This is a genomic window from Sphingomonas sp. (assembly GCF_036388215.1).
Classification (GTDB): Bacteria; Pseudomonadota; Alphaproteobacteria; order Sphingomonadales; family Sphingomonadaceae; genus Sphingomonas.
Window position 1 is genome coordinate 15,936 of the sequence record NZ_DASVSH010000011.1, and the last position, 19,944, is coordinate 35,879.

Annotated in this window: 20 protein-coding genes; 14 read left to right on the top strand and 6 right to left on the bottom strand. The window is 65.3% G+C overall.

Features of this window, described 5'->3' with window-relative positions; all coding sequences use genetic code 11:
• Positions 1-181 precede the first annotated feature (181 nt).
• Entirely contained in the window at positions 182-1,750 is a 1,569-nt protein-coding gene (locus tag VF617_RS04845) for a sensor histidine kinase (protein WP_331013741.1), read from the bottom strand.
• Positions 1,751-1,760: 10 nt separating this feature from the next.
• Positions 1,761-1,928, bottom strand: coding sequence for a NepR family anti-sigma factor (locus VF617_RS04850; protein WP_331013742.1), 168 nt, complete (start codon positions 1,926-1,928; stop codon positions 1,761-1,763).
• 235 nt (positions 1,929-2,163) lie between these two features.
• Between VF617_RS04850 and VF617_RS04855 the strand changes: the two genes are divergently transcribed.
• The 8 genes from VF617_RS04855 to VF617_RS04890 all read left to right on the top strand — a co-directional run bounded on the left by VF617_RS04855 (position 2,164) and on the right by VF617_RS04890 (position 10,483).
• Positions 2,164-2,961, top strand: coding sequence for a response regulator (locus VF617_RS04855; RefSeq protein ID WP_331013743.1), 798 nt, complete (start codon positions 2,164-2,166; stop codon positions 2,959-2,961).
• A 295-nt stretch (positions 2,962-3,256) separates the two neighbouring features.
• Positions 3,257-3,904, top strand: a complete 648-nt coding sequence (locus tag VF617_RS04860) for a sigma-70 family RNA polymerase sigma factor (RefSeq protein ID WP_331013744.1) — start codon at positions 3,257-3,259, stop codon at positions 3,902-3,904.
• 343 nt (positions 3,905-4,247) lie between these two features.
• Complete coding sequence (locus VF617_RS04865; RefSeq protein ID WP_414713952.1) at positions 4,248-6,857, top strand: bifunctional [glutamine synthetase] adenylyltransferase/[glutamine synthetase]-adenylyl-L-tyrosine phosphorylase; 2,610 nt, start codon at positions 4,248-4,250, stop codon at positions 6,855-6,857.
• A gap of 10 nt (positions 6,858-6,867) precedes the next feature.
• Positions 6,868-7,341, top strand: a complete 474-nt coding sequence (locus tag VF617_RS04870) for a peroxiredoxin (RefSeq protein ID WP_331013746.1) — start codon at positions 6,868-6,870, stop codon at positions 7,339-7,341.
• 301 nt (positions 7,342-7,642) lie between these two features.
• Positions 7,643-8,818, top strand: a complete 1,176-nt coding sequence (locus VF617_RS04875; protein ID WP_331013747.1) for a M23 family metallopeptidase — start codon at positions 7,643-7,645, stop codon at positions 8,816-8,818.
• Positions 8,819-8,911: 93 nt separating this feature from the next.
• Positions 8,912-9,253 carry an iron-sulfur cluster insertion protein ErpA gene (gene erpA / locus VF617_RS04880; RefSeq protein WP_331013748.1) on the top strand — a complete coding sequence of 114 codons (342 nt, stop codon included), beginning with the start codon at positions 8,912-8,914 and terminating at the stop codon, positions 9,251-9,253.
• A gap of 9 nt (positions 9,254-9,262) precedes the next feature.
• Positions 9,263-10,033: an exodeoxyribonuclease III gene (gene xth / locus VF617_RS04885; RefSeq protein ID WP_331013749.1), complete on the top strand. Its 771-nt coding sequence runs from the start codon at positions 9,263-9,265 to the stop codon at positions 10,031-10,033.
• A gap of 225 nt (positions 10,034-10,258) precedes the next feature.
• Positions 10,259-10,483 carry a hypothetical protein gene (locus tag VF617_RS04890; protein WP_331013750.1) on the top strand — a complete coding sequence of 75 codons (225 nt, stop codon included), beginning with the start codon at positions 10,259-10,261 and terminating at the stop codon, positions 10,481-10,483.
• Positions 10,484-10,545: 62 nt separating this feature from the next.
• On the opposite strand, the gene VF617_RS04895 is transcribed toward VF617_RS04890, so the two are convergent.
• Positions 10,546-11,697 (bottom strand): GNAT family N-acetyltransferase, encoded by a 1,152-nt coding sequence (locus tag VF617_RS04895; RefSeq protein WP_331013751.1) that lies wholly within the window; start codon positions 11,695-11,697, stop codon positions 10,546-10,548.
• Positions 11,698-11,831: 134 nt separating this feature from the next.
• On the opposite strand from VF617_RS04895, the gene VF617_RS04900 reads away from it, so the two are divergent.
• The gene (locus tag VF617_RS04900) at positions 11,832-12,932 is read left to right on the top strand and encodes a fatty acid desaturase (protein WP_331013752.1); all 1,101 of its coding nucleotides are present in this window, start codon (positions 11,832-11,834) and stop codon (positions 12,930-12,932) included.
• A gap of 9 nt (positions 12,933-12,941) precedes the next feature.
• On the opposite strand, the gene lptG is transcribed toward VF617_RS04900, so the two are convergent.
• The 3 genes from lptG to VF617_RS04915 form a co-directional block, all read right to left on the bottom strand.
• Positions 12,942-14,039, bottom strand: coding sequence for an LPS export ABC transporter permease LptG (lptG, locus tag VF617_RS04905; protein ID WP_331013753.1), 1,098 nt, complete (start codon positions 14,037-14,039; stop codon positions 12,942-12,944).
• Positions 14,036-15,241: an LPS export ABC transporter permease LptF gene (gene lptF / locus VF617_RS04910; RefSeq protein WP_331013754.1), complete on the bottom strand. Its 1,206-nt coding sequence runs from the start codon at positions 15,239-15,241 to the stop codon at positions 14,036-14,038. The genes lptG and lptF overlap by 4 nt, the downstream gene beginning before the upstream one ends.
• A gap of 93 nt (positions 15,242-15,334) precedes the next feature.
• Positions 15,335-16,018, bottom strand: a complete 684-nt coding sequence (locus VF617_RS04915; protein WP_331013755.1) for a hypothetical protein — start codon at positions 16,016-16,018, stop codon at positions 15,335-15,337.
• 102 nt (positions 16,019-16,120) lie between these two features.
• On the opposite strand from VF617_RS04915, the gene obgE reads away from it, so the two are divergent.
• The 5 genes from obgE (at position 16,121) to VF617_RS04940 (ending at position 19,943) form a co-directional block, all read left to right on the top strand.
• Positions 16,121-17,170 carry a GTPase ObgE gene (gene obgE, locus VF617_RS04920; RefSeq protein WP_331013756.1) on the top strand — a complete coding sequence of 350 codons (1,050 nt, stop codon included), beginning with the start codon at positions 16,121-16,123 and terminating at the stop codon, positions 17,168-17,170.
• A gap of 53 nt (positions 17,171-17,223) precedes the next feature.
• The gene (locus VF617_RS04925; RefSeq protein ID WP_331013757.1) at positions 17,224-17,631 is read left to right on the top strand and encodes an endonuclease domain-containing protein; all 408 of its coding nucleotides are present in this window, start codon (positions 17,224-17,226) and stop codon (positions 17,629-17,631) included.
• 1 nt (position 17,632) lies between these two features.
• Complete coding sequence (gene proB, locus VF617_RS04930) at positions 17,633-18,739, top strand: glutamate 5-kinase (protein ID WP_331013758.1); 1,107 nt, start codon at positions 17,633-17,635, stop codon at positions 18,737-18,739.
• Entirely contained in the window at positions 18,736-19,638 is a 903-nt protein-coding gene (locus VF617_RS04935; RefSeq protein ID WP_331013759.1) for an NAD-dependent epimerase/dehydratase family protein, read from the top strand. The genes proB and VF617_RS04935 overlap by 4 nt, the downstream gene beginning before the upstream one ends.
• Positions 19,639-19,700: 62 nt before the next feature.
• Positions 19,701-19,943, top strand: coding sequence for an acyl carrier protein (locus VF617_RS04940; protein WP_331013760.1), 243 nt, complete (start codon positions 19,701-19,703; stop codon positions 19,941-19,943).
• The last annotated feature ends 1 nt before the right edge of the window (position 19,944 follow it).

Consider the following 19,944-nt stretch of genomic DNA (forward strand, 5'->3'; position numbering starts at 1 on the left):
AGTGTTAGGCCCGAAAGCGTCACCGGGGGGGGGAGGTTGACGCTTCCGGGCCCATGTCTTGGATAGCGAGAGCGGGGGGGCAAAAGGTCACTATCCGAAGTGTAGAACGACGAAGGCGGGCAGGGGTTCCCGGCAAATAGAACTTTTTTTGGAATTTTTTTGGAGCGATGGATCGCGCTTTTTACGAGCGGCCCGTGATGGCAATCCCCGCCTCATAGGCGCCTACCAGCGGGTCATGGTGAAGCTTGGAGCGCAACTGCCGCGCAAGCCCGCCGAGCACACGCCCATAGCGGCTTTCCAGCAGCGATTCGAGTTCGGCGCTCTCCACAAGGGCGGGGGAAACTACCCTCAGCGTCGCGCGATCGTCTTCGGGCCCGGCCTTCACCGAAATGCGTATCTGCGCGCCCGCCATGCAGTTCATCGCCAGCTCGACGATCTCGGTCAGCAGGAACGCGACCGCGGTCGCCACGTCCTGATTGACCAGCAGCGGCTCCACTTCGAGCGTTATGCCCAGCCCGGCGGCGTGCTCGGGCGCCGTCGCGCGAATATTGGCCGCGAGCTCGCCGATCACCGACCGCAGTTCGAGCCCGCGATTTTCCTCCATCTCGGCATAATGGTTGCGGTGGACCACGGCGAGCGCATCGACGCGGCGCTGGATCGATGCATAGGCTTCGCTTGCCTCGGCGCTCTTGGCCCCGCGCGCGTGGAAGTTGATCAGGCTGGCGATGACCTGAAGGTTGTTTTTCACGCGGTGATGCACTTCGCGAGTCAGCTTGGTCTGGCGGACCAGCCCCTCGGCCAGGTCCGCCTCGTGCGCCTGCACGGTGCGGCTGATCTCGCGGAAGGTCTCTCCAAGCTCGCGTATCTCCTGGGCGGGCATTTCGCCCACCCGCCCGACATCGATCAGTTCGCCGGGCTGATATGCGCCCACGCTTGCACGAAGCCTCCGCAGGGGGCGGATCAGCAGGATATCGACCACGAACCAGCTGATCGCGGCGGCCGCGATCCACATTACGACCAGCAGCACCGCGGTGATGATGATCGGGGAAGTGATGCGCGCGCCGGGCACCGACATGTCGAGCGCCAGCCCCCCGATATCGAGTTCGCCCCGCGCGCTCTCGCGCAGATCGAACGGCCCGCCATCGGGTAGGCGGCGCAGCGCCAGGCGTTCGCCGCCCGCCAGCAGATCGAGGCCATAATCGGGAACGAACCCGTTGGGGCGGGCGATCGTGCTCAGAACGGCCGCGGGGTAAAAGGCGGTGGCGCTCGCCCCGTCATGCCCACCGATCCGCACCGAAAGCCCGCTGTCCACGATCTTGGCGCGAAGCTGCGATGGGCCGAGAACCGCGGCGCCTGCGACAGTGAACCGCTGCCCGCACAATATCTTGCCCGCCCCGTTGACGATGGAGAATTGCGCATTCGCCAGCGACTCGAATGTGGCGGTGATCCGCTCACAGGCGAGCGTAGCCGCCGGATCGGCTTCGAGCGCGGTCAGCGCCTGGCGCAATTGCGCCGCGTGGCTGGTGAGCGCAGTTTGGGTGACAGCCGAGCTCTCTTCCGCCATCGAGCGCAGCCGCGCCCGAGCTTCCGCGCCTGCGGTTCGCATCGATTGTATAGTGATCAGCAGCGCGATCAGCGCGAGCGGGAGGAGGGCTCCGACCAGGATCAGGAAGAGCTTCGCGCCGGTCTGCATGCGGGCCAGCGCCGCCACGGGAACCCGGGAGCGCGCCTCGTGATCGGAACTTTCCATTTTTGGCTGGTTAGTCGAGCTTTTTCAGAAGGTCCAGGAGGTCGTCGGGCACCGCTTCGCCAACGGTTTCGTCATAGGCCTGACGCAGCGCATCGCCCAGATTGCGGCCTGGCTTGCCGCCATCGTCCCCGCCCCCGGAGCGGGGCGGCCTGATCAACTCTTTCTTAGTGGAAACCACCAATTCCCCCTCAAGGACCACGGGACGTTCCGGGTCCGGTATAAAAAACGGGCCGGGCAAAGCAAGGACGACCCCGCATCAACCGGTTCAGGCGCATGAAACAAAAGAGCGGGTTGTTTGTTCCACATGCGATGCGATTCCGGGGAGGGGCTCCTTCGGTTGGCGTATTCGATTGCAATGGCCCGTAACGGGGGCGAAACAAGCGTCCCGGATTCGAATGGAGAATTACCCGACTATGTCGCTTGGACAGCAACTCGCGCCGCACCTTCCCCTGCTGCGCCGCTATGGCCGCGCACTCACCGGCAGCCAGACGGAAGGCGACCGCTATGTTCGCGCCGCGCTTGAGGCCATCGTCGCCGCGCCGGACCAGTTTCCCCGCGATGTCGATCCCCGCCTGGGGCTCTACCGTACCTTTCAGGCGATCTGGCAATCGACACATCTCGAGGAAGACGATCTCGCGGAGGATTCGCTCAATGAGAATGAGGAGATCGCCCGGAAGCGCCTGGCGCGCCTGACGCCGCTTTCCCGCCAGGCATTGCTGCTGACCACCGTGGAAGGATTCAGCATCGAGGATGTCGGTTATCTGATCGAAGAAGACTCCCAGGACGTGTCCAATCTGGTCGCCGAGGCAGTCGCCGAGATCGAGCGCCAGACGCGCACCCGGGTGATGATCATCGAGGACGAGCCGCTGATCGCGATGGATCTGGAGCAGATCGTCCGCGATCTGGGCCATGACGTGACGGGCGTGGCCGTGACTCGCGACGAGGCGGTGGCGCTGGCGATGGAGGATCGCCCCGGCCTGGTGCTTGCGGACATCCAACTGGCCGACGACAGCTCGGGCATCGACGCCGTGAAGGACATCCTGGCCGAATTCACGGTCCCGGTGATCTTCATCACGGCTTTCCCTGAGCGCCTGCTGACCGGCGAGCGGCCCGAGCCGACTTTCCTGATCACCAAGCCATTTCAGCGCGAGACAGTGAAGACGACGATCAGCCAAGCGCTGTTCTTCGATCAGGCGACGGTGCCCGTCTGAGCGGCGGGTTCCTGAACAGCGAAGTTCCATATGGAACGGACCCAAAACGGTTTTCAGGGGTTGAACCGGCATGGCTGAGAATGACGAAGAGATTCACGTGACCACCGATCGCGCGCGCGCCGGTTCCACTCCCCATATGACTCGCTATGTGCTGGGGTTCGGACTCGTGTTCGTGGTCATTGCGTTCGCGATAATTCTCCTGGTCTGACGCGCGCAGGGGCGGACCCTGGCGATCGCAATCTTTACCCTTATGTCCACCTTTGGCGGCAAACGGCGCCCAATCGAGCGGGAATCAATGAGCGAGACTGAACAGCCCGATGAGCGCGAAGACGGTCTTGAGCCGCCGGTCGAGCACGTCTCGCTTTCGGACCCCGAATTCAAGCAGCAGTTGGGCCAGGTGATCCCCCATCTGCGCGCCTTTGGGCGTTCGCTCTCTGGCAACCGCGATCTCGCCGACGATCTGGTGCAGGAGACCTTGCTTAAGGCATGGGCGGCGCGCAAGCGGTTCCAGGCGGGCACGAACATGCGCGCCTGGACCTTCATAATCTTGCGCAACCTCTATCTGAGCCAGATGCGCCGGGCGCGTTTCAAGGGCGAGTGGGACGATCTGGTGGCGGACCGAATCCTGGCCGCGCCGGCCAGCCAGGACCGGCATGTCGAGCTATCGGACATGCAGCGCGCCTTGCTGCATCTGCCGCAGCCGCAGCGCGAGGCGCTGATCCTGGTGGGCGCGGGCGGCTTTGCCTATGAAGAAGCGGCCGAGATCTGCCAGGTCGCGGTGGGCACGATCAAGAGCCGAGTCGCGCGCGGACGTGTCGCGCTCGAAGCTTTGCTCTCAGAGGGGCAATTGCCGTCTCGCCGCGACATGCTGCCCAATCCAGGCGGCAAGAGCGCGCTCGACACGATCATGGGGCAGGTCGACGATCTCAGTCGCGACCGCTGAGGATCAGCGTTCCGATCTCGAGTGATCGATGCAGCTGAGCCTGCGCAGCAGGGCGGATATTTCATCAGGCAGGCAATTGGCGTCTCCGTATGCGCCGCGAAGCGACGCGGCGATCGCGTCGCTGGCGCGGGGCGCCTGAACCCGGTAAGGCGAGGGCGGGGCCTGCTTGGCCGACTGAGGTGAAGTGCTTGTCACAAAGATAAAACCGTTGAGATTGATATTTGTTGCTTGACATAAGCGAAAACTCGATACGGAAGCGTTAGGGTCTGTGGCCGTAACAACTTCTTTGGATCTACTTGAAGGCGCAATTGCCCGCGCGCGAGATCATTCGCCCTTCCTCGCGATGCTTTTGACGCGCGAGCCGCAGCTCGCTGAAGACTTGCCCGGCGCACTATTGGACCCGCTGGCGGCGGCCCGCGACATCCCCGGCGAGATGAGCGCGGGCGCCCGCCTGCGCATCGAACGCCGGCGGCTGGCGCTGCTGGTCGCGCTTGGCGACCTGTCCGGCCATTTCGACCTGACGCGCGTGACGCACACGCTCAGTGATTTCGCCGACGACGCCTTGGACCGCGCCATCCGCGCCGCGATCCTGGAGCGCACCCCGGACGCCGATCCGATCGGCTTCGCGGCGATCGCGCTTGGGAAACAGGGCAGCCGCGAACTCAATTACTCCTCCGACATCGACCCGATCTGGCTCTTCGATCCCGATACACTGCCCCGAAAGCCGCGCGAAGAGCCGGTGGACGCCGCGGTGCGGATCGGGCGGCGCGTGCTCGAACTGCTCCAGTCGCGCGACGGGGACGGCTATGTGATGCGAGTCGATCTGCGGCTGCGCCCTTCGCCAGAGGCGACGCCCATCGTGCTGCCGGTGGACGCCGCGATATCCTATTACGAATCCCAGGCGTTGCCGTGGGAACGCGCGGCGTTCATCCGCGCGCGCGCCTGCGCCGGAGACCTGAGGCTCGGCGGCTATTTTCTCGAAGCCGTGCGCCCTTTCGTTTGGCGGCGGGCGCTGGATTACGGGACGATCCGCGAGATACGCGACATCAGCCGCCGCATCCGCGATCATTATGCGCAGGCCCAGGCTTTCGGACCCGGTTATGACCTGAAGCGCGGCAGGGGCGGGATCCGCGAAGTGGAGTTCTTCGCGCAGATCCATCAGCTCATCCATGGCGGTCGTGATCCCGCACTGCGCGCGCCCGCCACTCGCGACGCGCTGGCGGCGCTTGCGGCTGCGGGGCGGATTGATGCGGAGGATGCGGCGGCGCTGTCAGAAGCATATGCCTGCTTCCGTACGATCGAGCACCGCCTCCAGATGGTGGATGACCTCCAGACGCATCGGCTGCCGGCCGGGGCCGAAGCGCTCGCCAATGTCGCGGCGCTCCACGGAGTGGAAAGCGGTGAGGCCCTGCTCGATCTGCTGCGCCCGCGCGCCGAGCGAGTGGGGCGGGTATATGATTCGCTGAGCGACGATGCCGAGCCCCGGCTTCCCGCCAGCGGAGACAGCCTTCAGGCGCAGCTTGCCGAGGCCGGATTCGATCATCCCGCAGGCGCGGCGCGCATCGTCGAGGGCTGGCGCAGCGGGAATTATCCGGCGCTGCGCACTTCGCCCGCCCGCGAGGCGCTGGAGAGCGTGCTGCCCTGGCTGATCGCGGCGTTCGCGCAGGCCCCGGATTCGACGCATGCGATCACGCGCTTCGACGCGATGCTGGCAAGGCTGCCCAGCGCGATCAACTTCTTCCGGCTGCTGGAGGCGCAACCGGCGCTGACGCGACTGCTCAGCAACATTCTCTGCCACGCTCCCACGCTCGCGGAGCAATTGGGGCGGCGGGCCGAATTGCTCGACGGCCTGATCGACGCGACTGCGCTGGATCCCATGCCGGATGTGGCCGCGCTGGCCGAAGAAATGGCCACGCGGGAGACCGGCGCCGATTATCAATGGCAGCTCGACCATGTCCGCAAGGTCGTGGGCGAGAAGCGCTTCGCATTGGGCGCGCAGATCGTCGCGGGGGCGAGTGATCCGCTGGAAGTGTCCGCGGGCTATGCGCGGGTCGCGGAGGCTGCGATCGAAGTGCTGGCGCGCGCCACTGTCGAGGAGTTCACCCGCGCGCACGGCCGGGTGCCGGATAGCGAACTTGTGGTCCTCGCGCTCGGGCGGATGGGCGGCCAGGCGCTGACTCACGCATCGGACCTCGACCTGATCTACGTTTTCACGGGCGACTATGCGGCTGAATCCGACGGCGCGAAGCCGCTCGGCGCGGTGATGTATTACAATCGGCTGGGCCAGCGCGTCTCTGCCGCGCTCAGCGTGCCGACCGCCGCCGGACCGCTCTACGAGATCGACACGCGGTTGCGTCCGTCCGGCGCACAGGGGCCGCTGGTCGTATCGCTCGAGGGGTTTACGCGATACCAGCGCGAGGATGCCTGGACCTGGGAGCATATGGCGCTCACGCGGCTGCGCCCGATCTTCGGCTCCGCCAAAGCGCGCGCCGCGGTCATGCAAATGGTGGGGGAGGTGCTGCACGGCGCACGTCCGCAGCGCGATGTGGTCGCCGATGCCGCGAAGATGCGAGACGAGATGGCCGCGCACAAGCCCCCGCAAGGTCCGCTGGACGCGAAGCTCTCGGACGGCGGGCTCGTCGATCTCGAATTCGCTGTCCACACGCTGCAGCTTGTCCACCGCAGCGCGTTCGATCCGCAGCTAGGCCGGGCGATCGACGCGCTGGCGGCGGCGGGGCTGATGCCCGCGGCGATGCGGCCCGCGCATGATTTCCTTTCTCGCCTGCTGGTCACTCTGCGGCTCGTCGCGCCGGACGGGCAGCCGCCAGGCGCTCCCACTCAGGCCCTGATCGCGCGCGCCGTGGGCCTGGAAGCCTGGCCGCAAGTGGTTGCGGAGCTGGAGCGGACGCGGCAGGAGGTTCGCGCGTGCTGGACCGCATTGCGCGAGGGGTGAGGAGACGGAAATGGCGATAGAGGAAGGCGACAAGCTCCCGGACGTGCAGCTCGACACTCCCAATGGCGGAACGATCTCGCTCAAGGATCAGGCGGGACGGCCTTTCGTGCTTTATTTCTATCCGAAGGACGACACCTCGGGCTGCACCCGCGAGGCTCAGGATTTCTCCGCGATGATGCCCGAGTTCGAAGCGCTGGGCGCCACTGTGCTCGGCGTCTCGAAGGACAACGCGATCAAGCACCAGAAATTCATCGCCAAATACGATCTGACCGTGCCGCTTGCGACCGATACAGAAGGCAACGCAATGGAAGTGTTCGAAGTGTGGGTCGAGAAGCAGCTCTACGGCAAGCGCTACATGGGCATCGACCGCTCGACTTTCCTGTTCGCACCGGACGGCAAGCTGTTTCGCGCATGGCGGCGAGTGCGCGTGCCGGGGCACGCGGTGGACGTGCTCGAATCGGTAAAGGAACTGCTCGCGCGCTAGGCGGCGACGGCGCGGCCGGGCAGTGACCGAATCGGCAGGAGCCGGCGCAAATCTGACACCGCGAGACATCCGCTTTTGGGTTCGCGAGTCATTCCAAAAGCTTGATTAACCCATGATTCAACGACTCGCCGCGTGACTCAGCCGGTTTGTCCCGGGAATATTTCCAGGGCCTTGCGGCGGATTGAAAGAATCCGTCACAAGCTGGTCGTCCAGAAGCGGTGGGGCTGCAACTGCGACATTTTTGAATTCGAAGCACCCATCGGCAAATCCGATGCGCGCTTAACGGGGTTGCCGGGGACACATGGCTCACGCATCGAAGATCAAGAACGAGAAGCTGGGCCAACGGTTCCGTAAGTTTTTCACAACGCGCGATTTCATCTTCCATGATGGCCGCGATCTCCGCCGCTTCAGCGTCGCCGGTCGCACCCAGGCCCTGCTGGCAGGTGCTGCCGTGGTGACCGTGCTGTTCTCCGCCTATGGCGTCTCACAGGCAACCGTCGGCGCGATTGCGATCAGCGGCGTGACCGGCACGCCGGCATCGCCCGAAGCGCAGGTGGCGCTGATGCGCGAGCAGGTCGAGCAGATGCAGGCCGATGTGACCGCCGCCAAGGAAGCCGCCAAAATTCACGCCGCGCGGGTCGAGCAGCGCCAGGCGCTGATCGCCGCAACGCTTTCGGGCAAGGTAGATCGCGCCGCCATCGAGCAGCAGCTGCCAGCCAACGCGCCGAGGACCAGCGCTGTAGCCGAGGAAGTGCTCGCGCCGCTCAAGCAGGTCGAGCAGCGCCAGGTCGCTCTTGCCGGCAAGGCGCGTGCAGCGGGCGAGGCACGCTATCAGGAGACTGCGGGCCATCTGCGCCGCCTGGGCCTCGCGCCCGAGCGTTATTCGAACGTAGCGATGGGCGGCCCCTTTGAGCCGGTGGACGAGGGTGACGCCACTGCCGGTTCGGCCGAAGCCGCCGACGCCCAGTTCCGCGCATTGTTCCAGACCTGGAAGAAGCTCGACATGCTCGAGCAGACGGTGATTTCGATCCCCTCGATGCAGCCGGTCGACAAGCTGATCTTCACGTCGAGCTACGGTGTCCGCTCCGATCCCTTCCGCGGCACCGCCGCGATGCATGCCGGCGTCGATATCCCCGGCTCGATCGGCACGCCGATCTACGCGACTGCCGATGGCATCATCAGCCATGCCGGCCGCCAGGGTGGTTACGGCAATCTCGTCCAGGTCAATCATGGCCGGGGCATCGAGACGCGTTACGGCCACCTTTCCAAGATCCTCGTCGCCGATAACACTCGCGTTCATCGCGGCCAGATCATCGGCCTGATGGGCTCGACCGGGCGCTCGACCGGCAGCCATCTCCATTATGAAGTCCGTGTCGATGGCAAGGCGGTCAACCCGATCCCCTTCCTCCAGACCGGCGAATACCTGGTCCAGATCCAGGATCGCGCGCAGACCGCAGTCGGCGGCCCGGGCAAGTAAAAGACATTTAGAGGCAGGAGAGAGGAGGGGTCGTCCGTGAGGCGGCCCCCACTCCGCATTGCCTCTCCGCCTCCGGGCCACTATCTCCAGCGCATGACCACGCTCACCCAGCCCGAGATCACCCTCACCGCCGCGGCCGCGGCGCGTGTCGCGGCGATCGCGAGCAAGCAAGCCAAGCCGGCGATCCTGCGGCTTTTGGTGGAAGGCGGGGGCTGTTCGGGGTTCCAGTACAAGTTCGGGCTCGCCGAGGGCCCCGAAGCGGACGACACGATCGCGGAAACCGACGGCGTGCGGCTGGTGGTCGATGCGATCAGCCTCGATCTGGTGCGCGGCGCCGAAGTCGATTTCGTCGATTCGCTCGCCGGCCAGGCATTCAAGGTACAAAACCCCAATGCCGCCTCCGGCTGCGGTTGCGGCACCAGTTTCTCGGTCTGAGCGCGGCGCTTGAAGATCGTCAGCTACAACGTGAACGGCATCAAGGCGCGGATGGAGCGCCTGCTCGAATATCTGGCCGAGCAGCAGCCCGACATCGTGTGCCTCCAGGAGCTGAAGGGCGCGGACGAGACGCTGCCGACGGGCGAAATCGAAAAGGCCGGCTATGGCGCGGTCTGGCATGGGCAAAAGGGGTTTAACGGCGTAGCGGTGCTGGCCAGGGGTGAGCAGCCGGTCGAGCGCCAGCGTGGGCTCGCCGGCGATCCCGAGGATGCCCATAGCCGCTATATCGAAGCCCAAATCGGTGATCTGATCGTTGCGTCGATATACCTGCCCAACGGCAATCCGCAGCCGGGCCCCAAATTCGACTATAAGCTCAAGTGGATGGAACGGTTGGCCGATCGCGCCCGCACGCTTCTTGCCGAGGAGCGTCCGGTGGTGCTCGCGGGCGATTACAATGTCATTGCCAATGACGACGACACTTTCTCGGTACGCGCGATGGCGCATGATGCGCTGATGCAGCCCGAATCACGGGAGCGCTACCGCGCCTTGCTCGCACAGGGCTGGACCGATGCGCTGCGCACCCGCTTCCCGGGCGGTGGTGTCTGGACCTTCTGGGACTATCAGGCGGGCTGCTGGCAGCGCGATGCCGGGTTCCGAATCGATCATCTGTTGCTCAGCCCCCAGGCTGCCGACCGCCTCGCCGGCGCAGGGGTCGACAAGGAATATCGCGGCCGCGAGCGGGCCAGCGACCACGCGCCCACCTGGGTCAGCCTCCGATAGCTTGACCGGTTCCGGACAGGCGACTGTCCGCTGGCGAACACCTTCCACGCACGATCCGCCAAATTCTGGTGTGTATTACCGTACTATGGCACATGGCATTGTTGCCTTATACTGCTAAGTCATTGATAATAGGCAATCTCGGTGTTTGGCACAGTTGCTGCACTAACACAGTCACAGGCGGCACGAAGGAGCGCCTGCCGTGTCCCAACCTTGAGGAGTGCAGATATGACTCGTTTCATCACCACCGCCGCCGTCGCCATCGCCGCCGCCACCTTGGCCGCAGCGCCGGCCTTCGCTTCCGACCCCGCCAAGACGAGCGCCAAGGATCCGATGGCCAAGCGCGTTTGCGTTGTCAGGCCGGCCATCACCGGCACGATGCTGTCGACCAAGCAGTGCAAGACGCGCGGCGAATGGATTGCCCAGACCGGGGTCGATCCGCTCAAGAAGTAATCGACCTGCCGGGGCGGCCCGCGGCACCCTCGCGCCGCGGGCCGTTTCCCGCTTGCTTGGCCTCAAAGCGCCTTGCGATAGATCAGATATTCGCGATTGATCTTGCTCTCGATGGCATGGGCGATCGCGTTCATCCCCTGATTGTCGTCCAGCACCCAGCCGATCTCGCCACGCCTGGTCCCGTAATCGACGACAGCGTCGCGCCGGATGAATTCGATCATCATGAAGGCGAGCTGGCTCGCCATGCGTGACGATTGAAGGCGCTTGACGACGCCCATAAGCGGCACGCGCATCGTGTGCGATTTGGGCTTGCGGAGCCACATCAGCAATTTCAGCCAGCCGAACGGCAGCAACGATCCCTTGAGCGGCCGGAGCACTTCGTTCATGTCCGGCAGCGTCATCATGAACGCCACGGGCTCGCCATCCAGCTCTGCGATGCGGATCAGGTCTTCGAACACCAGCGGCTTCAGCTTGTTTCCGACATCGGCGATTTCGGGCGCGGTAAGCGGCACGAAGCCCCAATTATCCGACCAGGCATCGTTGAGGATGGCCAGGATGATTGCCGCTTCGTCTTCGAACTTCGCTTTACTCACCCGGCGGATATGGATGCGGGCATTCTTTTCCCCGGCGGCCACGATGCGCTGGATCAGCGGCGGAAAGCCGTTCTCGACATTCAGACAATAGGTCAGCAGCTTCTTCGCGGGCGCATAGCCCAGCGCTTCGATCCACCCCTGATAATGCGCGGGGTGGTGGCCCATCAATATAGTGGGGGGGTGATCATGGCCCTTGACCAGCAGCCCGGGCTCTTCCCAGATTGACAGGCTGAGGGGACCCATCGATTTGGTCATGCCTTTTTTGCGCAGCCAATCCTCGGCCGCGTTCATCAGCGCCTTGGCCGCGTTCTGGTCCTCGGCCTCGAACAGGCCCCAAAAGCCGGTGCCCGGGCCAAAGCCCTTCTCGGCCGGCATTTCGAGCGCGAGGAAATCGATATGCGCCGAAATCCGCCCCACCACCTTGCGGTCGCGCTCGGCAAGGAAAAGCTGCGCCTCCGCATGGCTGAACCAGCCATTCTTCTTCGGATCGATCGTAGCGGCGACTTCGCTGCGCAGCGGCGCAACCCAGTTGGGATCGTTGCCGTTCAGCCGGTAAGCGAGCTCGATGAAAGCTTTGCGGTCCGCCTTGGTCGCGACCGGGCGGATGGACAGAGAAGACATACGGAGAGCCCCTTTCTGCGGGGTGAAGTCCCGCCTGCCCGCTCATGTGTCAAGGCGGAACGTCTGCGAACAAGGGCGGGCGCCCCCCTGTTATGCCAACATCTAGCCACTATCTAATTGCAATGGGCCAGAGCATGAGCACCCGTGCCGTCTTGAATGCGCGCGACATCGCAGAGGCGCCGATAGCGGCCCCGAATGCGGCGCGCGAGCGCATCGCTGACGACAGGGCGATGCTGCGCGCGGCGGCCGAGCTGTCGCGCGACCTGCACCCGCACAAGCCCCTCATCTATTGGAGCGACCTGCTTGTTTCGCTGGTCATCGGCTATGGCGCGATGTTCGTTGCGGCCACCGCCGGCGGGCCGGCCTTAGGCCTGGCCGCCGGATTCGTCTCGGCGCTCGCCATTTATCGCGCGGTGAGCTTCATCCACGAGATCGCGCATATGAAGCCCGGCGCGGTGCCGGGCTTCCGGCTCGGTTGGAACCTGCTGGTGGGGGTGCCGCTGTTCGTGCCCTCGTTCATGTATGAGGACGTCCATGTCCATCACCATGCGCGCACCAAATACGGCACTGTGGAGGATCCCGAATATCTTCCGCTTGCGTTGATGAAGCCGTGGACGCTGCCGATGTTCGTGATCGTGGCGGCATTGGCGCCGGCCGGGCTGATGGTGCGTTATGGATTGCTCACGCCCCTCTCGGCGCTGATCCCGACGCTGCGCCGGCATGTGATCGAGCGATATTCGGGCCTGGTCATCAATCCGGCCTATCGCCGCCGCATGCCGGAGGGCAGATTCCGCCGCGAATGGCTGTTGATGGAAGCCGGGGCCTGCCTCTGGGCTCTCACGCTCATCCTGCTGGTGGTCACCGCGGTGATCCCGCTCAAGGCGTTCTTGATTCCCTTGGCGATCATTTCCGCGGCGACGGTGATAAATCAGGTTCGAACGCTGGTGGCGCATCTGTGGGAAAATGAGGGCGACGCGATGAGCGTGACCGCCCAATATCTCGACAGCGTAAACGTTCCGCCGCCGGCGCTGCTGCCCGGGCTCTGGGCTCCGGTGGGGCTGCGCTATCACGCGCTGCACCATCTGCTGCCCAGCGTGCCCTATCACGCGCTGGGCGAAGCGCATCGCCGTATCGCCGCTGCGCTGGAGCAGGGCTCGATCTATCACAAGGCCAGCTATGGCGGCCTTCCCGGGCTGCTGGGCCAACTTGCCCGCTCGACGATGGTGAAGCGCTGATCCGAGCGCTTATTCTTCCGTCCTGAGCAGCACCGCCTCGCCGATCATCAGGAACAGCAGGAACGGCGCCCAGGCGGCGAGGAAGGGCGGATAGGCGCCTAGATTGCCCATCGCCAGCGCGAAATTGTCCGCTACGAAATAGAGAAAGCCCAGCCCCATGCCGATCACGGCGCGGACGAAGAGCTTGCCCGAACGCGCAAGCCCGAAGGCGGCAACGGCCCCCAAGAGCGGCATCAGGATCGATGAGAGCGGCCCCGAGAGCTTGTGCCACAATGCGCCCTCCAGCGCCTTGGTCGGCCGCCCCGCCAGTTGGAGATCGGCGATCGCCTCGCGCAATCCGACGAACGAGAGCCCGTCCGCATTGACCGAGGACAGAGTGAACTGATCCGGGCGCACGCCCTGGGCGATGCGGACCGATCCCAAGGGAGTCAGCGTCCCCCCCGCGACGTCGAAGCGCTGTGCGCCTTCGATCCGCCAGCCGTCGCCGTCGCGCTTGCCCGTGGTGCCGGTCAGGATCGAGCGGAGCGACTGGCCGCTTCGTTCATATTCAGTGATGCCGGCCAGCAGGGCCGCATCGCCCCGGCCCTTGATCTGCTGGACGACGATCAGATGGTCTCCATCCTTTACCCACACGTTCGAGCGGTCGCCGCGGTCGATCGGAAGGGGGCCGTAATCGACCTTCTTCCACTGGGCGAGCGTCGCCGATGCGCGCGCCACCACGCGTTCGTTAAATCCGAAAGAGATCGCGGCGACGGCAAGCCCGGTGAGCATCAGCGGCGCGAGGACCTGGTGCGCGGACAGCCCGGAAGCCTTCATCGCGATGACTTCGCTGTTCTGATTGAGCTGCGAGAGCGTGATGATCGTGCCGAGCAGCACCGAGAAGGGCAGGAAGCGCGCGATAATCTCCGGCGTGCGCAGGCCGACATAGCGCCACACCTCGCCATCGCCATTGCCGGCATAGGCGAGGATGCGCCCGCTCTCGCTGAGCAGGTCCAGCGCCTGCAGCACCAGCACCAGCGCCGCCAATATGGCGAAAGTGCGCACCAGGAACATCCGCGCCATGTAAAGCGACATGGTTCGCGACGGGAAGAAGTTCATCAGGCTCATGCCGCAGCTTCCTCCGCCGGCTTGCGGCGGCCGGGCAGGCGGCGCAGCAATGCCTTCACACCCTTTTCAAAGCTCTTTTCGACCGCGGCGAGCGGTTGGCCGCCCGGCACATAGGCGGCCTGATGATACATCCAGAAGGTGAGTCCCGCGAAGATTGCGAAAGGGGCCCACAAGGCGATGAACGGATCGATCCGGCCCAGGCTGCCGATCGCCTGGGCGTATTCATTGACCTTGTGGTAGGTCACGATCAGCACGATCGCGAGGAACACGCCCAGCGCCGAAGTCGAACGCTTGGCCGGCACGCCCAGCGCTACCGCCAGCATCGGCAGCAGGAACATCGACGCGACTTCGGCAAGGCGGAAATGGAAAGCCGCGCGGCTGGTGTCGCGCTGCGCCTCCTGCGCCGCACGGTCGCCGCCGATGCGCGCCAGCTCGGGCAGGGTCTGCTCCAGGCTGCGGTCGCCCCGCTTGCGGAACTGCTCATATTTGGGAAGCGGGATCGGCAGGTTGTGGGTGCTGAAGGTCAGCACGCGCGGAACCCTCGATCCCTTGTCGGTATGCACCAGCGTGCCGTTGGTGAGGCGAAAGATGATCGTGTCGGGATCGTCCGAACGCAGGAACTGCCCGGTCTCGGCAGTCACCGCGAGCGGGCTACCGTCCTTGGTGCGCATCTGGACGAAGATGCCGGTGAGGTTGCGGCCGCTGTCCTTGCTGTCCTCTATCCTCAGCGTCATGCGGTCGCCGAAACTGGTGAATTCGCCCACCTTGATCGAAGCGCCCAGGGCGCCGGTGCGCAATTCGAAGCGAAGCTGCTCGTAATTGTAGCGCGCCCAGGGCTGGACGAAGCCGACGATCGAGAAATTGAGCGCCGCCAGCGCGATCGCATACATGAACGGGACGCGCAGGAGCCGGGTATAGCTCACGCCGACCGCGCGCAGCACGTCGAGCTCGGAGGAGGTGCCGAGCCTCCGGAATGCGAGCAGGCAGCCCAGCATCAAGCCGATCGGAATGCCGAGCCCCAGATATTCCGGAAGCAGATTGGCGAGCATCCGCCAGACCACGCTTACGGGTCCGCCCTCCGTCGCCACGAAGTCGAACAGGCGCAGCATGCGATCGAGCACGAGCAGCATCGCGGAGATCAACAGCGTCGAAATCAACGGAACCGCGATCAGCCGCGCCATATAGCGATCGATCGAGTTCATGCGCGTGCTTGGCGGCCCTGTGATCATGGGGCGCGGACGGCGCCACGGTGAGGAACGAGAGCCTATACTCGCGGTTCCCCCCGGCGCCAGCGTTTAGTTGCGCGGCGTCGGGTCCATGGGCACTATCGTCGCGCCCTGCGGATTGAGCCGTGCCGCATTGGGATCGAGCTGCGGCTTGGAGGCGGCCTCCTGCGCATCGCGTCGCGCGCGCTCCTGCATCCGCATCTTTGCCTCGCCGATGCGGGGATCGGCGGCGATGCGGTGCCGCATCTCGGCAAAGGCGTCGGCGACCTTGACGAGCTTCCCCGATTCGATCTCGGCGGCGACCTTTTCGGTCATGCCGGCGAGCACCTGCCGGAACAGGATGTTGCCGCCGAACACCGGCCGCCCGTCGGGCAGGGCTTCGTTGGCGACGTGCGCGTCGAGCGACAATTTGGTCTCGCGCCCGCCGGCAAGCGGCTCGAAGGTCACGTGGATGCGCACGATTTCGGCCTGCTGCTTCATCAGCCGGAAGTCGATTTCCTTGCCGGGGATACTGGTTACGACGGGCTTGAACTCCCGCCGCTCCCCGCCTGGCCCTTCGCCCATGCTCACCTCGGCCATGCTCATCTCGGCCATGCCGGCGGAATAATCGTTGAGGATCAGGTTGAACCCGCGCCACGTATCGTGCGGCGTCGCCTTGACCGTGCGGACCACGTCGGCGCTCGTATAGTTCGACGCGACATAATAGCCGCCGCCGCCCACCAGCACGCCGCCGATCAGAAATTCGCGGATCATCTTCGTCCCCCCTTCGCTGCCGCGCGGGATGGTGCCGCTTCAGGCGTAAACAGAGCGTTACCCCGGGGTGACGCCGCGCGCCCGAGCGCCTATGGGAGCCGCATGCATTTTCTCGATCAAGCCAAGATTTTCGTCCGCTCGGGCGCGGGCGGCCCCGGCGCGGTGAGCTTCCGGCGCGAAAAGTTCATCGAATATGGCGGGCCGGACGGCGGCAATGGCGGCAAGGGCGGCGACATCATCTTCGAAGCGGTCGCGGGCCTCAATACGCTGATCGACTTCCGCTATACCCAGCATTTCCGGGCGATGCGCGGCAAGGGCGGCGCGGGATCGAACATGACCGGCGCGGGCGGCGAGGATCTCGTCATTCAGGTGCCGATCGGCACGCAAATCCTGGCCGACGACGACGAGCGCACCTTGCTCGTCGACATGACCAAAGAGGGCCAGCGCTCGATCTTCTTCCGCGGCGGCGATGGCGGGCGCGGCAATGCCAGCTACAAGACCTCGACCAACCGCGCGCCCCGCCAGCACGGCACCGGCTGGCCCAGCGAGGAAGCATGGGTGTGGCTGCGGCTCAAGCTGCTCGCCGACGCAGGGCTGGTCGGCCTGCCCAATGCCGGCAAATCGACCTTCATCAATCAGGTGACCAATGCCCAGGCCAAGGTCGGCGCCTATGCCTTCACCACCACGCGGCCCCAGCTTGGCGTGGTGCGCCACAAGATGCGCGAATTCGTCGTCGCCGACATTCCGGGGCTCATTGAGGGCGCGGCGGAAGGGGCGGGGATCGGCGACCGCTTCCTGGGGCATATCGAGCGCTGCCGCGTGCTGCTCCATCTGGTCGATGCGAATGACGAGGACGTCGCCGAAAGCTACCGCATCGTGCGCGACGAGCTCGAGAATTACGGCGCGGGGCTGACCGACAAGAAGATCATCGTCGCGCTCAACAAGATCGACACGCTCGACGACGAACTGATCGCGGCGCTTTCGGCCGAGCTGGAAGAAGCCAGCGGCGCTGAAGTGATCCCGCTTTCGGGCGCAGCCGGCACCGGCGTCGATTGGGTGCTCGACAAGCTGCTGGAGGCGATCGGGCCGGAGAATGGCCGGGTCGCGGACGACGACGAGGGCGAGGACGCGATCGAATGGTCGCCGGTCTAACTTTCTAAAGCCCTCTCCCGCTTGCGGGAGAGGGTTGGGTGAGGGTCCGACATGTGCAACATGCGCTAGTGCCCGCGATCCGCCCCACCAATCCCCATGCCCGCCGCCTGCGCCGAGAAGCGACCGATGCTGAGCAGCGGATCTGGCTATCCGTGCGTGACCGTCGGCTCGGCGGCTTCAAGTTTCGAAGGCAGGCGACGGTCGGTCCGTTCGTAGTCGATTTCCTTTGTGCCGAGCGTGGGCTGATCGTCGAGATTGATGGCGGCCAGCACGATCAGGCAGTGGATGCGAGCCGCACCGCGTTCATGGAGGCGCGGGGATATCGAGTGGTCCGATACTGGAATAACGATGTGATGCAAAATCTCGAGGGCGTATTGGAGACGCTTCTCGCTATCGTTAGCGCCTCACCTGCGGCCAGACCCTCACCCCACCCTCTCCCGCAAGCGGGAGAGGGCTTTTAATATGCACCTCTTCCCCCCCAGCTCCTGCCCGCGTCTGATCGTCAAGATCGGGTCCGCGTTGCTCGTCGATCCGGACGGCAGCGTGCGGCGCGATTGGCTCGCGGGGATCGCGAAGGACATCGCTGAGCGCACCCGCACCGGCCAGCAAGTCGCGGTCGTATCCTCCGGCGCGATTGCGCTCGGCGCGCGCCGGCTCAATCTCGCCAAGGGCGGCCGCGCCAGTCTCGAGGACGCGCAGGCCGCCGCCGCGGTCGGGCAGATCGCGCTCAGCCAGGTCTGGGCCGAGACGCTGGGCGCCGAAGGGCTTACCGCCGCGCAGATGCTGGTGACGCTCGACGACCTCGAAGACCGCCGCCGCTATCTCAACGCCGCCGCCACGCTCGATCGCCTCCTCAGCCTCGGCGTCGTCCCGATCCTCAACGAGAACGACTCCGTCGCCACCGAGGAAATCCGGTTCGGCGACAATGATCGGCTCGCGGCGCGCGTCGCGCAGGCGGCGGGGGCGGGGGGCGTGGTGCTGCTTTCCGACGTGGATGGCCTTTACGACCGCAATCCTGTGCTGCCCGCTGCCCGGCATATCGCGCGGGTCGAGCGGATCGACGCCGCGATAGAGGGCATGGCCGACAGGGGCTCGGCTTCGGGCATGGGATCGGGCGGCATGGTCTCCAAGATCGCCGCCGCGCGCATCGCCAACGCCGCGGGCGCGCATCTCGCCATCGCCTCGGGCCGCGTGGATCGGCCCTTGTCGGCGGAAGCGCGGCACACGCTCTTCGTGGCCGAGAAATCCGCGCCCGCACGCAAGGCGTGGCTGGCGGGAGGGCTGACCGCAAAGGGCAGCATTCATGTCGATGCCGGCGCCGCGCGCGCGCTGGGCAAGGGCAACAGCCTTCTCGCGGCGGGCGCAATCCGGATCGAAGGCAGCTTTGCGCGCGGCGACCTGATTGTCGTCATCGGGCCGGACGGAGCGCACCTAGCGCGCGGGCTTGCCGAATATGCAAGCGTGGATGCGGCGCTGATCGTGGGCAAGCGCAGCGATGAGCATGCCGACATCCTCGGCTACGCCCCGCGCTCCGCGCTCGTGCATCGCAGCCACATGGCCTTGCTGTGAGCACGCTCGCCATAACCGGTGCCACGGGCTTTGTCGGCAAACGCACCCTCGATCTCGCGCTGGCCGCCGGCCATCAGGTGCGCGCGCTTACCCGCCGCGCCCAAGGCGCCCGCGAAGGGGTGGTCTGGGTCGAAGGCAGCTTGGAAAATGTCGATAGGCTGGCCCGCCTGGCCAGCGGCGCCGATGCGGTGATCCACATCGCCGGAGTGGTCAACGCGCCCGACGCCATCGGCTTCACCCAGGGCAATGTCGAAGGCACCGGGCGCATGCTCGAAGCCGCCGCCTCGGTCGGCGTGCGGCGCTTCGTCCATGTATCGTCGCTTGCCGCGCGCGAGCCGGAGCTTTCGCAATATGGCCGCTCGAAAGAGCGTGGCGAGAGCCTGGTGCGTCAATCCGCGCTTGAGTGGACGATCGTCCGCCCGCCCGCCGTCTACGGCCCGGGCGACATGGACATGCTCGACTTGTTCAAGCTGGCGAAGCGCGGCCTGGCGCTGCTGCCGCCGAGTGGACGGATGTCGGCGATACATGCCGACGATCTGGGGCGCCTGCTGATCGCGCTGGCGCAAAGCGATCCCGAACGCCTGATCCTCGAACCCGATGATGGGGTCGGCGGCTGGACTCACGAGGCGTTTTCGCGCGCGATAGGGGATGCGGTCGGCAAGCGTATCCGCGCCTTGGCTCTGCCGCGTTCCATCCTGTCCATAGGTGCGATGCTGGACGGCCTGTTCCGCCGCTCCGGCGCCCGGCTTACGCCAGACCGCGTAGCCTATTTCTGCCATCCCGATTGGGTGAGCGATCCCGCCAGGCGCCCCAGCGGCGACCTTTGGGCCGCACAGGTCGAAACCCGCCAGGGTCTCAGGGAAACGGCGGCGTGGTATCGCCAGCAGGGCCTGCTATAGCCGCCCAACAGCCGCCTCATTTGCTTGGCAGGGCGTGCTGAAAGCAAAACAAGGGAAGCCATGTGAGCGACCGCAGCGAAATATTCGATATCGTCACCGCGCAGATCGAGCCCTTCAACAAGAAGGGCGTAGCGCTGAGCGACGCCACGACCTTTGCCGGCGACCTCGAATGGGACAGCCTGACGGTGATGGATTTCGTCGCCGCGATCGAGGACGAGTTCGACATCATCATCACGATGAACATGCAGGCCGAGATCGAGAATGTGGGGCAGCTGGTCGATGCCGTGGCCAAGCTGAAGGGTTGAC

Coding starts and splice junctions, on each gene's coding strand:
- VF617_RS04845 (WP_331013741.1), bottom strand. CDS start 1,750: ATGGAAAGTTCCGATCACGAGGCGCGCTCCCGGGTTCCCGTGGCGGCG.
- VF617_RS04855 (WP_331013743.1), top strand. CDS start 2,164: ATGTCGCTTGGACAGCAACTCGCGCCGCACCTTCCCCTGCTGCGCCGC.
- VF617_RS04860 (WP_331013744.1), top strand. CDS start 3,257: ATGAGCGAGACTGAACAGCCCGATGAGCGCGAAGACGGTCTTGAGCCG.
- VF617_RS04865 (WP_414713952.1), top strand. CDS start 4,248: ATGCTTTTGACGCGCGAGCCGCAGCTCGCTGAAGACTTGCCCGGCGCA.
- VF617_RS04870 (WP_331013746.1), top strand. CDS start 6,868: ATGGCGATAGAGGAAGGCGACAAGCTCCCGGACGTGCAGCTCGACACT.
- VF617_RS04875 (WP_331013747.1), top strand. CDS start 7,643: ATGGCTCACGCATCGAAGATCAAGAACGAGAAGCTGGGCCAACGGTTC.
- erpA (WP_331013748.1), top strand. CDS start 8,912: ATGACCACGCTCACCCAGCCCGAGATCACCCTCACCGCCGCGGCCGCG.
- VF617_RS04890 (WP_331013750.1), top strand. CDS start 10,259: ATGACTCGTTTCATCACCACCGCCGCCGTCGCCATCGCCGCCGCCACC.
- VF617_RS04895 (WP_331013751.1), bottom strand. CDS start 11,697: ATGTCTTCTCTGTCCATCCGCCCGGTCGCGACCAAGGCGGACCGCAAA.
- VF617_RS04900 (WP_331013752.1), top strand. CDS start 11,832: ATGAGCACCCGTGCCGTCTTGAATGCGCGCGACATCGCAGAGGCGCCG.
- lptG (WP_331013753.1), bottom strand. CDS start 14,039: ATGAGCCTGATGAACTTCTTCCCGTCGCGAACCATGTCGCTTTACATG.
- lptF (WP_331013754.1), bottom strand. CDS start 15,241: ATGAACTCGATCGATCGCTATATGGCGCGGCTGATCGCGGTTCCGTTG.
- VF617_RS04915 (WP_331013755.1), bottom strand. CDS start 16,018: ATGATCCGCGAATTTCTGATCGGCGGCGTGCTGGTGGGCGGCGGCGGC.
- obgE (WP_331013756.1), top strand. CDS start 16,121: ATGCATTTTCTCGATCAAGCCAAGATTTTCGTCCGCTCGGGCGCGGGC.
- proB (WP_331013758.1), top strand. CDS start 17,633: ATGCACCTCTTCCCCCCCAGCTCCTGCCCGCGTCTGATCGTCAAGATC.